General features: G+C 69.0%; 12 protein-coding genes. 8 read left to right on the top strand and 4 right to left on the bottom strand.

The annotated features are described in order from the left end of the window. Positions 1–70 precede the first annotated feature (70 nt). On the bottom strand, positions 71–1,120 hold the full coding sequence (locus tag BLR95_RS02205) for an NAD(P)H-dependent flavin oxidoreductase (protein WP_092614685.1): 1,050 nt from the start codon (positions 1,118–1,120) through the stop codon (positions 71–73). 9 nt (positions 1,121–1,129) lie between these two features. Further along, on the bottom strand, positions 1,130–2,347 hold the full coding sequence (locus tag BLR95_RS02210; protein ID WP_092614688.1) for an aspartate kinase: 1,218 nt from the start codon (positions 2,345–2,347) through the stop codon (positions 1,130–1,132). 221 nt (positions 2,348–2,568) lie between these two features. Here BLR95_RS02210 and ubiG point away from each other — a divergent pair, with 221 nt between their 5' ends. Next, entirely contained in the window at positions 2,569–3,312 is a 744-nt protein-coding gene (ubiG, locus tag BLR95_RS02215; RefSeq protein ID WP_092614691.1) for a bifunctional 2-polyprenyl-6-hydroxyphenol methylase/3-demethylubiquinol 3-O-methyltransferase UbiG, read from the top strand. Positions 3,313–3,386: 74 nt separating this feature from the next. Here the strand turns inward: ubiG and BLR95_RS02220 are convergent, their stop codons facing one another. Next, complete coding sequence (locus BLR95_RS02220; protein WP_092614694.1) at positions 3,387–5,174, bottom strand: HD family phosphohydrolase; 1,788 nt, start codon at positions 5,172–5,174, stop codon at positions 3,387–3,389. 164 nt (positions 5,175–5,338) lie between these two features. On the opposite strand from BLR95_RS02220, the gene BLR95_RS02225 reads away from it, so the two are divergent. The 4 genes from BLR95_RS02225 (at position 5,339) to BLR95_RS02240 (ending at position 9,925) form a co-directional block, all read left to right on the top strand. Further along, the gene (locus BLR95_RS02225; protein WP_092614697.1) at positions 5,339–6,862 is read left to right on the top strand and encodes a UbiD family decarboxylase; all 1,524 of its coding nucleotides are present in this window, start codon (positions 5,339–5,341) and stop codon (positions 6,860–6,862) included. Positions 6,863–6,869: 7 nt separating this feature from the next. Continuing rightward, a complete protein-coding gene (locus tag BLR95_RS02230; protein WP_092614700.1) occupies positions 6,870–7,703 on the top strand; it encodes a hypothetical protein in 834 nt (277 codons plus the stop codon). Positions 7,704–7,758: 55 nt separating this feature from the next. After that, entirely contained in the window at positions 7,759–9,105 is a 1,347-nt protein-coding gene (locus tag BLR95_RS02235; RefSeq protein ID WP_092614703.1) for a TldD/PmbA family protein, read from the top strand. 385 nt (positions 9,106–9,490) lie between these two features. Next, complete coding sequence (locus BLR95_RS02240) at positions 9,491–9,925, top strand: hypothetical protein (RefSeq protein WP_092614706.1); 435 nt, start codon at positions 9,491–9,493, stop codon at positions 9,923–9,925. A gap of 74 nt (positions 9,926–9,999) precedes the next feature. Here BLR95_RS02240 and BLR95_RS02245 read toward each other — a convergent pair whose 3' ends face one another. Continuing rightward, positions 10,000–10,932: an SEL1-like repeat protein gene (locus BLR95_RS02245; protein WP_143130909.1), complete on the bottom strand. Its 933-nt coding sequence runs from the start codon at positions 10,930–10,932 to the stop codon at positions 10,000–10,002. Between the two features lie 130 nt (positions 10,933–11,062). On the opposite strand from BLR95_RS02245, the gene BLR95_RS02250 reads away from it, so the two are divergent. From BLR95_RS02250 to BLR95_RS02260, 3 genes are all read left to right on the top strand, one after another. Beyond that, positions 11,063–12,613, top strand: coding sequence for a PP2C family protein-serine/threonine phosphatase (locus tag BLR95_RS02250; protein WP_092614711.1), 1,551 nt, complete (start codon positions 11,063–11,065; stop codon positions 12,611–12,613). 216 nt (positions 12,614–12,829) lie between these two features. After that, the gene (locus BLR95_RS02255) at positions 12,830–13,888 is read left to right on the top strand and encodes a UDP-2,3-diacylglucosamine diphosphatase (RefSeq protein ID WP_092614714.1); all 1,059 of its coding nucleotides are present in this window, start codon (positions 12,830–12,832) and stop codon (positions 13,886–13,888) included. After that, a complete protein-coding gene (locus BLR95_RS02260; protein ID WP_092614716.1) occupies positions 13,816–14,907 on the top strand; it encodes a glycosyltransferase family 4 protein in 1,092 nt (363 codons plus the stop codon). Before BLR95_RS02255 ends, BLR95_RS02260 begins: the two co-directional genes overlap by 73 nt.

Below are 14,907 nucleotides of genomic sequence, written 5' to 3' on the forward strand. Positions count from 1 at the left end.
GGTGGCGGGCTGTGGAAAGGGTCGGGTGGCGGGTGGGTAGCGGGCCGATTGGCGGGCCGGTGGGCGCCGCCTAACCGCTGATGTGGCGTCGGGCGGCGATCGCCGCCACCGCCTGATCGACCAATTCGCCGATAATCTCGGCCGTCGGCTGCTCGCGGGTCACCATGCCGACGCTCTGCCCGGCCATCAGCGAGCCGTTCTCCACGTCGCCGTCGATCACCGCGCGGCGCAGGGCCCCGGCCCAGAAGTGCTCGATCTCGAGCTGTGCCGTCTTCTGGTCGATCTCGCCGGCCCGGTAGCGGTCGATCACCTCGCGCTGCATCTCCATGAAGCGCCGGGTGCCCTGGTTGGTCAGGGCGCGCACCGGGATGACCGGGAACTGCGGGTCGATCTGCACGGTCGGCACGGCGTCGCGCGCGCTGGCCTTGATGAAGGCCTTCTTGAAGTCGGGATGGGCGATGCACTCGCTGGCGCACACGAAGCGGGTGCCCAACTGCACCCCGGCGGCGCCCATTTCCAGATAGGCGGCCAGGGCGTCGCCGCGGGCGATGCCGCCGGCCACGAACACCGGCACCTGATCGATCTGGGGCAGGATCTCCTGGGCCAGCACGCCGGTGGTCACCGGGCCGATGTGGCCGCCGGCCTCGGCGCCCTCGATGATCAGCCCGTCGGCGCCGGCGCGGATCAGCTTCTTGGCCAGCACCAGGGCCGGCGAGAAGCACAGCACCTTGGCCCCGAATTCCTTGATGCGCTTGATCGAGGCGCTGCTCGGCAGGCCCCCGGCCAGCACCACGTGGCCCACCTTGAGGTCGGCGCAGACGTCGATCAGGGCGTCAAGCTCGGGATGCAGGGTGATCAGGTTGACGCCGAAGGGACGGTCGGTCATGGCCTGGGTGGCGGTGATCTCGGCGGCCAGGAGGTCGGGCGGCATGGAGCCGCCGGCCAGCACGCCGAAGCCGCCGGCGTTGGAAATCGCCGAGACCAGGTTGCGTTCGGAAATCCACGACATGGCGCCGCCGAGGATGGCCACCTCGCAGCCCAGAAGCTCCCGGCCGGGGGCCCACAGGCGGTCGAGGATGCGCCGCGCGGCGGCGTCGGAAGAGGGCGAGATCTGCTCCATTGGGTCCCGTCAGGCGTCCAGGCCGTACGCCGCGTGCAGGGCGCGCAGGGCCAATTCGGTATAATCCTCGGCGATCAGCACGCTGACCTTGATCTCCGAGGTGCTGATCACCTGGATGTTGATGCCCTTGTCGGCCAGGGCGGTGAACATGGTCTGGGCGACGCCGGCGTGGCTGCGCATGCCGACCCCGATGACCGACACCTTGACCACGCCGCTGTCCTTGACCAGGTCCTGGAAGCCCAGGTCGTCGCGCCGCGCTTCCAGCAGCTTGACGGCGCGATCCAGGTCGTTCTTGCCGACCGTGAAGGTGAGGTCGGTGGCCTTGCCGTCGTCGCTGACGTTCTGCACGATCATGTCGACGTTGATGTTGCCCTCGGCCAGCGGGCCGAAGATGCGCGCCGCCACGCCCGGCCGGTCGGCGACCTTGACCAGGGTGATCTTGGCTTCGTCGCGGCTGTAGGCGATGCCGCTCACAAGTTCTTTTTCCACGATCTCGTCCTCGTCGCAGACCAGGGTTCCGGGGGCTTCGATGAAGCTGGAGAGCACCTGAAGGCGGACCCGGTACTTCATCGCCATCTCGACCGAGCGGGTCTGCAGCACCTTGGCCCCCAGCGAGGCCATCTCCAGCATTTCCTCGTAGGTGATGCGCGACAGCTTGCGGGCATTGGGCACGATGCGCGGGTCGGTGGTGTAGACCCCGTCCACATCGGTGTAGATGTCGCAGCGCTCGGCGTCCAGGGCGGCCGCCAGGGCGACGGCGGAGGTGTCCGAGCCGCCGCGCCCCAGGGTGGTGATGCGGTTGTCCGGGCCCAGGCCCTGGAAGCCGGGAACCACCGCCACCTGACCGCGCTCCAGGCGCTCGATCAGGGCGGGGGCGTTGATTTCGGTGATGCGCGCCTTGCCGTGCGCCCCATCGGTGTTGATGGGAATCTGCCAGCCCAGCCAGGAGCGCGCCTCGACCCCCAGCTCCTGCAGGGCGAGCGCCAGCAGGCCGCTGGTCACCTGCTCGCCGGTGGCGACCACGGCGTCATACTCGCGGGCGTCGTGGAAGGGGGCGATGTCCGAGCAGTAGCCGACCAGCTGGTTGGTCACCCCGGCCATGGCCGAGACGACCACCGCCACCTGGTTGCCCTGGTCCACCTCGGCCTTGACCCGGGTGGCGACGTGGCGGATGCGGTCGAGGTCGGCGACCGAGGTGCCGCCGAATTTCTGAACGATTCGGGCCATGATGGATCGCGCTTTGAAACGGCTGTCCCAGTTTGGTGTCCCGGTCGGCTGGTGTGGCCTGAGGGGCAAACAGGTTGGCGGGAAGGGAGGGGACGGGGCTTGCGTCGTGGCCTTGGCGGCCGTCGAACGGTTGCCCGACCCGGCGGGCGCGTATACATATCCCGTCAGCCCGGCCCAAGCAAGCCGCCGCCCGGTCCCGTTGCCCAGGGAGTTTGCAGACCATGTCCGCCATCAGCACCGCCAGCCCCGAGGAAACCGCCAAGTTCGCCGCCATGGCCGACTCCTGGTGGGACCCCGAGGGCAAGTTCAAGCCGCTGCACAAGTTCAACCCCTTGCGCATCGGCTACGTGCGCGACCGCCTGGCCGAACACTTCGGGCGCACCGACCGGCTGGAGGGCGAGACGCCGTTCGAGGGCCTCAGGCTGCTCGACGTGGGCTGCGGCGGCGGCCTGATCGCCGAGCCGATGGCCCGCCTGGGCTTTGATGTCACCGCCATCGACGCCGGCGAGAAGAACGTCAAGATCGCCGCCCTGCACGCCGAGCAGAGCGGCGTCAAGGTCGACTACCGCCATTGCCTGCCCGAGGATCTGGCCGAGGAAGGCAAGACCTACGACGTGGTGCTGATCCTGGAAGTGGTCGAGCACGTGGCCGACCTTGCGCACTTCCTGCAGTCGGTCGGGCGCATGGTGCGGCCCGGCGGGGCGCTCATCGCCGCCACCCTGAACCGCACCGCCAAGTCGCTGGTGATGGCCAAGTTCGGGGCCGAGTACGTGGTTCGCTGGCTGCCCCGGGGGACCCACGACTGGCGCAAGTTCGTCAAGCCTAGCGAGCTGACCGACCACATGCGCCACGCCGGCCTGACCCCCGGCGAGGTCAAGGGCATGACCTACCATCCGTTCGCCGACTCGTGGGAAATGACCGGCGATCTGTCGATGAACTACATCATGTTCGCCACCAAGCCCTGAGCCGGGCCGGGCGGGACGTGAGGCGTCGTGGGGCGGGGCCGGGCGTGAGGCGTCCGGCCCCGCCCGGCGGCGAATCACCCGGCGAGGTAGGACGAGATGTCCACCTCGTCGATCTGTTCCGGCCTCAGGAAGCGCTCGGCATAGGCCTTGTAGGCGCCGGAGCGCAGGAACAGCTCGAAGATGTCGCCGTCGATGTGGTTGTCCTTTTTCATGAAGGACAGGATGCGGATCGCCTCGCTCAGCTTCTTCGGCTGCTTGTAGGGGCGGTCGGCGGCGGTCAGCGCCTCGAAGATGTCGGCCACCGCCATGATGCGCTCCGAGACCCCCATCTCGGCGCCTTTCAGCCCACGCGGATAGCCCGAGCCGTCCATCTTTTCGTGGTGGTTGCCGGCGATCACCGGCACCCGCTTCAGGTGGCGCGGGAAGGGGAGCTGGTCGAGCATCTCCTGGGTGATGACGATGTGATCGTTGATCACCTTGCGCTCTTCCTCGGTCAGGGTGCCGCGCTGGATGGACAGGTTGTAAAGCTCGCCCAGATTGTAGATGTCCTTGAGGTGGTCGGGCCGGTCCTCGAGCAGCCTTTCCTCGGCCGGGGCCGGCGGCGGCGGTTTGTCGGCCAGCCGCTGGCGCTCGGCCCAACTCACCCCCAGGGTGCGGTCGAAGGTGCGCATGAAGGTCTGGGCGCCGATCTCGCGCAGCCGGCTGATCTTCTCCGGGGCCATGAACTCGCCGCCGATGTTGGCCTCGGCGATGAAGGCGAACTGTTCCTCGAGCTCGGCGCAGCGGGCCGCGTAGGCCTCGCCCAGGCTGGCCTCGTCGCCGCCGGCCAGCCGCGCCTTGAGGTAGGCGATCTCGGCATCGCGGCGCAGCACCTCGAAGCGGGTGCGCACCTCGTGGATGCGGTCCCAGATGGTTTCCAGCTTGGTCGCCTTGTCGACCACGTACTCGGGCGTGGTCACCTTGCCGCAGTCGTGCAGCCAGGCCGCCAGATGCAGCTCGTACCACTGGTCATCGTTCAGCTGGTAATCGGCGAAGGGGCCGCTGTCCTCGGCGCATCCGGCCTCGGCCAGCATCTTGGCGATCACCGGGACGCGCTCGCAGTGGCCGCCGGTGTAGGGCGACTTGGCGTCAATCGCCCGGGCGATCACCTTGATCATAGAGTCGAGCAGGTCGCGCTGGGCCGAGATCAGTTGCTGGTTGTCGATGGCCACCGCGGCCTGACTGGCCAGGGCCTCGATGATCGGTTGCAGGCCGATGTCGAAGGGGACCACTCGGCCGTCGTCGTCGCGGGCGTTGATCAGCTGCAGGACGGCGATGACCTCGCCCTGGTAGTTCTTCATCGGCACGTTGAGGAAGGACTTCGAGCGATAACCGGTGCCCTGGTCGAACTTCTTGGTGCCCGAGAAGTCGTACCCCTCGGCGGTGTAGGCGTCGTCGATGCTGATCGTCTTGCCGCCCAGGGCGCAGGAGGAGGCGACGTTGTTGTAGTTGGGCTGGCCGGTCTCCGGGTTGTACAGGTTGACCGGCGGCAGCGGGATGGCCACCCCGGTGGTGCCGCCCATGGCGGTGTTCAGGGTGTCGTTGCGCAGAATGGCGAAGGCCAGCTTGCGGTCCTCGGTGACCAGATACAGCGTGCCGCCGTCCGAGTTGGCGAGGTCCTTGGCTTCCAGCAGGATGCGTTCCAACAGGCGGTCGTGGTCGCGCTCGGCCGACAGGGCGATGCCCAGTTCGATCAGTCGGTGCAGACGGCTTGATTTCTGGTCTTCCAGCCGCCGCCCGCGCCGGTATCGGCGTTCGCCCGGGGGCGATCCACCGGCGCCCTGTTGTGGCGGCAGGCCGCTGTTCGATCCGTTGCCCGACATGACGCGCGAGCCCCTTGTCCCGGATGGCCGTTTATATGAGATGAGCATAGGCCCTGGCCCCGGCCGGAACAACAACCACATGCGGGTGGTCGCCTCGCCGGTGGGGTGTCGTGTATAAGCGGCGGGTGTCCCGTCCCCCTGTCCGTGGAGCGTTCTGAAGGTCCATGCCGTTTTCCTCGTTGCGCGACTTCATCGACCGGCTGGAGCGCTCCGGCCGTCTGGTCCGGGTGTCGGCCCCGGTTAGCACCCACCTCGAGATGACCGAGATCCAGACCCGCCTGCTGGCCGAGGGCGGCCCGGCGGTGCTGTTCGAGAACCCGGTCGATGCCGACGGGCGGCCGGCCGAAATGCCGGTCCTGGTCAATCTGTTCGGCACCGTCGAACGGGTCGCCTGGGGCATGGACCGCGAGCCCCACGAGTTGCGCCAGGTGGGCCACACCCTGGCCTTCCTCAAGCAGCCGGAACCGCCGGGCGGCCTGCGCAAGGCGTTGGAGATGGCGCCGCTGGCCCGCACCGTGCTGGCCATGCAGCCGCGCACGGTGCGCAAGGCGCCGTGCCAGGAGGTGGTGCTGACCGGCGATCAGGTGGACCTGTCCCGCCTGCCGGTGCAGGGCTGCTGGCCCGGCGAGCCGGCGCCGCTGATCACCTGGCCGCTGGTCGTCACCCAGGGGCCGGACCCCAAGGGCGAGCGTTCGGACGTCTTCAATCTGGGCATCTACCGCATGCAGGTGACCGGCCGGGACACCACCCTGATGCGCTGGCTGAAGCATCGCGGCGGGGCCCAGCACTACCGGCGCTGGAAGGCGGGCAAGGCCGAGCCCTTCCCGGCCGCGGTGGTCCTGGGGGCCGACCCGGGGACCATCCTGGCCGCCGTGACGCCGGTCCCCGACACCCTCTCCGAATACCAGTTCGCCGGCCTGCTGCGCGGCCAGAAGGTGGATCTGGTGGACTGCAAGACGGTGCCCCTGAAGGTGCCGGCGACGGCCGAGATCATCCTCGAGGGCCATGTGTTGCTCGACGAGTACGGCGACGAGGGGCCCTACGGCGACCACACCGGCTATTACAACGCCGTCGAGCCGTTTCCGGTGTTCAAGGTTTCGGCCATCACCATGCGCCGCGACCCGATCTATCTGTCCACCTTCACCGGCCGCCCGCCCGACGAGCCGAGCGTCCTCGGCGAGGCCCTGAACGAGGTCTTCATCCCCCTGTTGCAGCAGCAGTTCCCGGAGATCGTCGATTTCTGGCTGCCGCCCGAGGGGTGCTCGTACCGCATCGCCGTGGTCAGCATCCGGAAGGGCTACCCGGGCCACGCCAAGCGGGTGATGATGGGGGTCTGGTCGTTCCTGCGCCAGTTCATGTACACCAAGTTCGTCATCGTGGTGGACGACGACATCAACACCCGCGACTGGAACGACGTGATGTGGGCCATCTCGACCCGCATGGACCCGGTGCGCGACACCACCATGATCGAGGGCACGCCCATCGACTATCTGGACTTCGCCAGCCCGAAAGCCAATCTGGGGGGCAAGATGGGGCTGGACGCGACCAACAAGTGGCCGCCCGAAACCGATCGCGATTGGGGCGAGAAGATCGTCATGGAGCCGGACATGGTGGAACGGGTCAGCGCCCGCTGGTCGGAACTGGGCCTGCCCGGCAGCGGGCGGCCGATCTGGCCGGCCAAGGATTGAGGTCGCCATGCCCGAGGGGCTGATCGGCGGCCTGTTCCTGGCCCTCATGCTGTCGGCGCTGCCGGCCACGGTGGTTGCCCTGGTCCGCCCGGAGGCCCTGTGGCTGGGCCGCTCGGCGCGCACCGTGCGCGGTGCCCTGGGCATGGCGGCGGCCGGCTTCTGGCTCGGTCTGCTGGGGATGATCCTGACCTGGCCGCCCTCGGCCTTCTGGGCCCTGGTCGGCACCGGCGGGCTGACCCTGGTCGGCGGGCTGCGCGTGCTCGGCGCCCTGGATGCCCGGCGCCGGGCCGAGGCCCTGCCGCGCGGCGCGCCGACCCCGCCCGAGGTGGCCGAGGTGCTGGACCGGGCGCGGGGCGATCTGGCGGCCCTGGAAAGCGCCGCCGCCGCCCATCCGACGCTGGGCCCGGCGGCCGCCGAGGTGGCCGCCGTGGCCCGCCCGCTGATCGCGCGGGTCGCCGCCGAGCCGGCCCATCTGCCGGCCCTGCGCCGGCCGCTGGTCCACCACCTGGGCCATGCCCGGGCGGCGGTCGAGGCCGCTGCCGTCCCTGACGCCGAGCCGCTGCTGGTCGAACGCGCCGGGCGCGCCCTGGAACGCCTGACGCGCAGCCTGAAGGCCCGCGCCGAGGGGCTCGACCGGGCCCGGTCGTTCACCGCCGAGGCCCATCTGCGGCTGCTGGAACAGGGCCTGGAACGCGATCTGGCGACCCTGGATTTGAGCACGCCGGGCATCGGCTTCCCCTCCGGCGACAGCCTCGACGCCAGCCGGCCGGAGACCGCCGCCCCGAACATTGGCGCCCCGGATATCGGCACCACCGAGTCGTCGCGGTCCGATCCCCTGTAGACGGCGCCGCGCGTCAGCTTTTGACCTCTCCCGCTCCACCCACCGGAAGGACCCCATGACCCCGACCGATCCCGCCGCCCTCGATCTGCTCGACCATCTGGTCGGCCTGGCCCGCCGCGCCGGGGCCGATGCCGCCGACGCCCTGCTGGCCGATGGCACCGCGCTCTCCGTCGGCTGGCGGCTGGGCAACCTGGAACGCCTGGAGCGGGCCGAGGGGGGCGACATCGGGCTGCGCGTGCTGGTCGGTCGGCGCCAGGCCATCGTCGCCACCGCCGAGCGCGCCCCCGAGGCCCTGCGGGAGGTCGCCGAACGGGCCGTCGCCATGGCCCGGGCGGTGCCCGAGGACCCCCACTGCGGCCTCGCCGACCCCGACCAGTTGGCCCACGATCTGCCTGAAATCGACCAGTTCGACCCCACCGAGCCGAGCCCGGAAGACCTCCTCGAGCAGGTCCGCGCCGCCGAGGACACCGCCCGCGCCCATCCCGCCGTCACCAACTCGGAAGGGGCCGAGGCCGAGTGGTCACAGGCCACCGTCTCGCTGGTCGCCACCAACGGGCTGGCCCGTCAGTACCGGCGCTCGACCAGCGGCCTGTCGGTGGCCGTGCTGGCTGGCGGCGATGGCGCCATGGAGCGCGACTACGCCTATACCAGCGCCGTCCATCGCGGCGACCTGAAAAGCGCCGAGGAGATCGGCCGCGAGGCCGCCGAACGGGCCAGCCGTCGCCTCGGCGGCCGTCAGGTGGGCACCGCCCAGGTGCCGCTGCTGTTCGAACCCCGGGTGGCGCGCGGCCTGCTCGGCCACCTGCTGGGCGCCATCAACGGCGCCAGCATCGCCCGGGGCACCAGCTTTCTGGCCGACCAACTGGGCCAGGCGGTGATGGCCCCGGGGATCACCGTGCGCGAGGAACCGCACCGCCATCGCGGCCTGCGCTCGCGCCCCTGCGACGCCGAGGGCCTGCCCACCCGGGCCCGCGACCTGATCGCCGATGGCGTGCTCACCACCTGGCTGCTCGATCTGCGCACGGCCCGCCAACTGGGCCTGCAAAGCACCGGCCACGCGGTGCGCGGCAGCGCCTCCGCCCCCAGCCCGGGGGTCAGCAACGTCCATCTGGTGGCCGGCGCCGAAAGCCCGCAAGCGATGATCGCCGCCATCGACAAGGGGGTGCTGGTCAGCGAGCTGTTCGGCCATGGCATCAACCCGGTGACCGGCGACTACAGCCGCGGCATGGCCGGCTTCTGGATCGAGAACGGCGAGATCACCCACCCGGTCAACGAAATGACCATCGCCGGGAACCTCAAGGACATGCTGCGCCACCTCATCCCGGCCAACGACCTGACCCTGGATCACGCCACCAACAGCCCCACCGTGCGCGTCGACGGCATGACCATCGCCGGAAGCTGAGAAAGGCTCGGGGGCTTCGCCCCCAAACCCCCACCGGGGGGACAGGGTCCCCCCGGACCCCGCCAGTTCGTGGGTGTGGAACGCGCAAGGCAGAGCGGGGCACTCAGGGTGGTTGGTTGCAGGCCAGCTTCGCTGGCCTGCGGAACAAAAAAACGCCGCACAGCCGCCTTGCGCGGACTTGATCCACGCATCTTTGCGCCCTTTCCTTGGTGTCTGTTTACGCGGGCCAGCAAAGCTGGCCCGCACCCAACCTCATCCGAATTCAAGCCGCTGCCGGCGTTCCGCTCCAACGACTGGAGGGGGTCCGGGGGATCGCCTTCGATCCCCCGGTGGGGGCGTGGGGGCAAAGCCCCCACAGCCGCCGCTGGGATCGGGGGACGATCCGTTGAAGGGCTTCTCGGTCGACGAGCTGGCCAACCGGCAGCGCTTGGCCAACTTCTGGCGCGGCGTCATCGCCGCCGGGCCGTCCCTGGAGCAGACCGCCGAAGCCATGCGCCAGAACCGTGCCTATGCCGCCGACGATGACGGCCAGGCGACCCGGGAGGCGGACAACCATCTTGCCGGCCTGATCGAGCAGCATGTCGGGCCAGACGGCGGCTTCGACCGCGAGGCCTTCAAGGCCGCCCTGTCGCCCGACCCGGCGATCCCCGAAGCCCTGCGTCAGGGCATCAACGACCTGGACCGCCAGGCCTTCACCGACTTCACCATCGGGCAGATCACGGAGCTTGGCATCGGCCAAGTCCTTACTCGCCTGGGTATGAAGGAAGGCGTGGTGAAGGGTGTCGTGGGGAAGGCTCCGGCCCTGTTTCTGTTTGACTGAATCTATAATTACCAGATTTTGAGTGGGGTAGAATGGAGGTTGGCATTCGTGAATCAAAAAAATCTATTTGTTATTTATTCGTACTCAGTGCATCTTCTCGCCTTGAATGATCGTGCTGACTCCAATATGTATCCATTTCCTTCCTGAATCAAATCAGCGCTTAAGCGCCCCACGATGTCGGCAGCCTTTTCACTGCCTCCATGGTATCCGGCAACGGCAAGCCAATATGTTGCCCTCTCGGGATTGTAGTTGGGATCGAATTCCGCTCCATAGTACTCAACCAGGGCCGTCTGGCACTGAAGATGTCCGCATTTGGCGCACCACTCAAGGGCGTTCCGCCTGAGACTGTTGGGAACTCGCATTGCGCTCCCGCGGGTTGAAAAGAAGGAGAGGCCGGACGGCTCGAGATCCAGTGAAGACGCATAGTTGGCGGCCGATTCAGCCTGCGTGTTTTGTGTGCCTCTCCCATACTTGGCCTGCGCCTCGCGGTTTCCCAGCCAGGCGGCGCGTTTGAGGCAGGCGCGTCCCTTGGTGGGGGCGGGGACGTCGGGGTCGTGGGCGAAAACCTTGGGGGCGAGGCGCTCGGCATTCTCCTCGCGGACCAGGATGCGACCGGCCTGGGTCATCGCCTCCAGATGACCAGCCTCGGCGGCGGGGAGCAGGAACTCAAGCGCCCCCCAGGCGTCTGCCTCGAAGCCAGCTTGTCCTTCCATCATCAGATGACCCAGCCACCACCGAGCCTCCGCATTGCCCGGGCGGCCCTCATGGGGCACGGCCAGACGCTGCCACGCCGCCACCGCCGCCGCCACCCGTTCGGGATCGCCCGGATCATCGTCGCGCGGCTTGCCCTCCTCCCAATCAAGGCGCGCCTCGATCAGGGCCAGCAGATCATCCAGATGATAGTCCATCGCCGGGTCATGCCACGCCCCTTGAGGCCCGCACGTGACCTCTTCGGCCGCCACCGGCAGCGCGAACACCATCGCCAACAGAAACACCCAAAGCCGCATCCGCGCACCCTCCCACGCGGGGAGTGTAGCACACCACCCCTGGGTGGGCTGCATCAAGGGCGCGTCGCCTCTTGGCAGCGGGCGTCTGGGGGAGGATCATGCTGGAGGGGGGTGCCCTGGGGGAAGGTGGATGTCCATTCAGTGGAAGCTGCTGGTGGTCATTCTGGTGGTGGCCCTGCCGCCGTTGCTGATGATCGCCTGGCTGGACCGCGCGGCGTTGTCCGACCTGGGCGACGAGTTGCGCCTTGTCCGCCGCGAGGCGCTGGTCATGGAGGCCGGGCAGCGCCTGCAGGGGCTGGCCCAGTTGCACGCCGCCGATCTGATGGCCTCGGCGGACGAGGTGCCGCCCCCCGGCCCGCTGCCCGGGCTCGACCTGTCGCGTCATCAGCCGCCCGAGGCCTGGGCCGGCGCCCTGGAGGCCCAGGTGGTCGCCGCCGGGGCGATCGGGGCGGGCGAGGTGCAGAGTGGCGCGGCGGCCCTGCTGGCGGCGACCGCGTTGTCCCGCCCGGCCGGCTTCGTGATCGGCCGGCGCGGTGGCGATGGGGCGGCGAGCCGGGTGGTTGCCTTTGCTCGCCTGGGGGCTCGCCTGGGCGACAGCCCGCGCGCCCTGGCCCTGACCCTGCCGGTGGCGGCGCTGGAGCCGGCCTTGCTGGCGGCCGAGGCGCGCGCCGCCGGGGCCATTGAGCGGCATCTGGCGGTCAGTGGCACGGCGCTGGCCCTGTTCCTGACCATCGCCGTGGCCTTTTCGGTGATCTTTGCGCGCACCATCACCCGGCCACTGGCCAGCCTCAACCGGGCGGTGCGCGACATGGCCGAGGGGCATCTGGACGCCAAGGTGATCCTGCGCACCGGCGACGAGATCGAGGCGTTGGCCGACAGCGTCAACCAGATGCTGCCCAAGCTGCGCGACCGTTTGAAGATGCGCGACGCCCTGTCGCTGGCCATGGAGGTGCAGCAGCACCTGTTGCCGGCGGCGCCGCCGGTCATCGGTGGCTTCGACATCGCCGGCCAGTCCGTCTATTGCGACGAGACGGGGGGCGACTACTACGACTTCATAGACCTCTCCGAGCTGGCCCCGGAGCGCATCGGGGTGGCGGTCGGCGACGTCACCGGCCACGGCGTGGCGGCGGCCCTCTTGATGACCACGGCGCGGGCCCTGCTGCGCTCGCGGGCCCGCCTGGCCGATCACGGTCCGGCTCTGCTCCAGGCGCTGGGGCGCACGGTCGGCGAGATCAACCGCCATCTGGCCGAGGACACCCAGGGCGGCCGCTTCATGACCCTGTTCTATGCCATCGTCGATGGCGGCGACGCGACCATCCGCTGGGTTTCGGCCGGGCACCTGCCGGCCCTGATCTACGACCCGGAAACCGACTACGTGCACCGCCTGGAGGGCGAGGACATTCCCCTTGGCATCGACCCCGACTGGACCTTCCGGGCCCAGGAGCGTGGCGGCTGGATGAAGGGGCAGATCATCGCCATCGGCACCGACGGCATCTACGAGACCAAGAACCCCGAGGGTGAGATGTTCGGCCAGCAGCGATTCGTCCGCGTCCTGCGCCGTCACGCCGACCGCCCGGCGGCGGAAATCTGTGCCGCCGTGGTGCGCGCCCTGGCCCGCTTCCGGGGCGGCCGGGCCCAGGAGGACGACGTCACCCTGGTCATCGTGCGCAAACTGGCTTGAGCCCGGGAGCGCGGAGTGGCCGCCGACATCCCCCCTTGACGTTCGGGGACGGATTCATGACATCTCGGTGGCGATCCGGTTAACTTTCGCGGAAGCGACCGAAAACCGGTGTACAGCCAGCGGTCCGATGCGTAGTTATCGCGTCCAGGGGCCCGCCCTGCGGTCGTCATGTTCGGCGCCAGGGGCGGCCCTGACCCCGGCCGGGTGGGAGCCACCATGAACGTCGATACCAAGCCGCGAACGGATGTTCCCGCCGGGTCGAGCCGGCTTGACCAGGGCAGATCGGTCACGGGCGGGCCGCCGCCGGGCGACCAACCCGGCGACGAGCCGCGCGATGAACCGCAAGGCCCGCGCCGCTACCGCTCGATCTTCATTTCCGACATTCACCTGGGGACCCGGGGCTGCAAGGCCGAGTTCCTGCTCGGCTTCCTGCGCGACACCGAAAGCGAAAACCTCTATCTGGTCGGCGACATCATCGACGGCTGGCGCCTGCGTCGCACCTGGTACTGGCCCCAGGCCCACAACGACGTGGTCCAGAAGCTGCTGCGCAAGGCGCGGAAAGGGACCCGGGTGGTGTTCATCCCCGGCAACCACGACGAGTTCGTGCGCGACTACCTGGACAACGACTTCGGCAGCGTCGAAATCGAGGACGAGGTGATCCACACGGGGGCCGACGGCAAGCGCTATCTGGTGCTGCACGGCGACCGCTTCGACGGCGTGGTGAAACATGCCAAATGGCTGGCCCACCTGGGCGACACCGCCTATCAGTTGGCGCTGACCGTCAACAACTGGCTGAACTCGGTGCGCCGGAGCCTGGGGCTGTCCTATTGGTCTTTGTCCAAGTATCTGAAGCACAAGGTTAAAAACGCCGTCCAGTTCATCGACGACTATGAGAACACCCTGGCCGCCGAGGCCCGCAAGCGCGAGGTTGACGGCATCGTCTGCGGCCACATCCACCACGCCGAAAAACGCATTATCGGGGATGTCCTCTATTGCAACTCGGGCGACTGGGTGGAAAGCTGCACCGCCATTGTCGAACACTGGGACGGCACCATGGAGGTGCTCGACTGGACCCGGGTCGAGAGCATCGACGATCCCCAGTATGCGCCGGTCGGCGCCCCCAAGGCCGCGCGAACCCCCGGCCAGGGCCTGACGACCGGCACCGGCGTGGCCAGGGTTGGGATCGCCAGAGAGGACCAGAGATGCGAATCGTTGTCGTCACGGATGCGTGGTTTCCTCAGATCAATGGTGTCGTCCGCACGCTCCACACCCTGAAGACGCGCCTGGAGGCTCGGGGTCACGAGGTGGTCACCATCACCCCGGAAACCTTCCGCACCGTTCCCTGCCCGACCTACCCGGAAATCCGCCTGGCCCTGAAGCCGCGCCGCAAGATGGCCGAAACCATCGAGCGCTTCCGCCCCTGTGTGGTCCACATCGCCACCGAGGGGCCGCTGGGGCTGGCCGCGCGCGGCTACTGTCAGGCCGTGCAGGTGCCCTTCACCACCGCCTTCCACACCAAGTTCCCGGAATACATCAACGCCCGCTTCAGGGTGCCGGTGGGTCTGGGCTACCGCCTGATGCGCTGGTTCCACGGGCCCTCGAAGGCGGTGATGGTGGCCACCCAGACGGTCGAGGACGAACTGCACCGCCACGGCATCACCCACACCCGGCGCTGGACCCGGGGGGTGGACACCGACCTGTTCCGCCCGCGCGACAAGGCGGCGCTGGACCTGCCCCATCTGGCCGACCTGCCGCGCCCCATCCTGCTCTCGGTCGGCCGGGTGGCGGTGGAAAAGAACATCTCCGCCTTCCTCGATCTGGACGTGCCGGGCTCCAAGGTGGTGGTCGGTGACGGGCCCCAACTGGAGGAGTTGCGCCGCCGCCATCCCGGGGTGCGTTTCGTCGGTGCCCGCCAGGGCGAGGATCTGGCGGCCCACTTCGCCTACGCCGACGCCTTCGTCTTCCCCAGCCTGACCGACACTTTCGGTCTGGTGCTGCTGGAAGCCCTGGCCAGCGGCGTGCCGGTCGCCGCCTTCCCGGTGCCGGGGCCGCTGGACGTCATCGGCTCGGCCCCCGTGGGCTGCCTGGACAAGGACCTCAAGGTGGCGGTGGAAAAGGCCCTCTCGGCCGACCCCAAGGCCTGCCGGGCGCACGCCGAGACGTTTTCGTGGGAGGCCTCGGTGGACCAGTTCCTGTCCAACGTCTTCCCCTTCGATCCGGCGGTGCTCGATGCCGCCCCCGGCACCGCCGCGCCGGCCAAGGTGGCTCGCCCGATGTCGCAACAGCCGGGCTGA

It is taken from the genome of Roseospirillum parvum, assembly GCF_900100455.1.
Taxonomy (GTDB): domain Bacteria; phylum Pseudomonadota; class Alphaproteobacteria; order Rhodospirillales; family Rhodospirillaceae; genus Roseospirillum; species Roseospirillum parvum.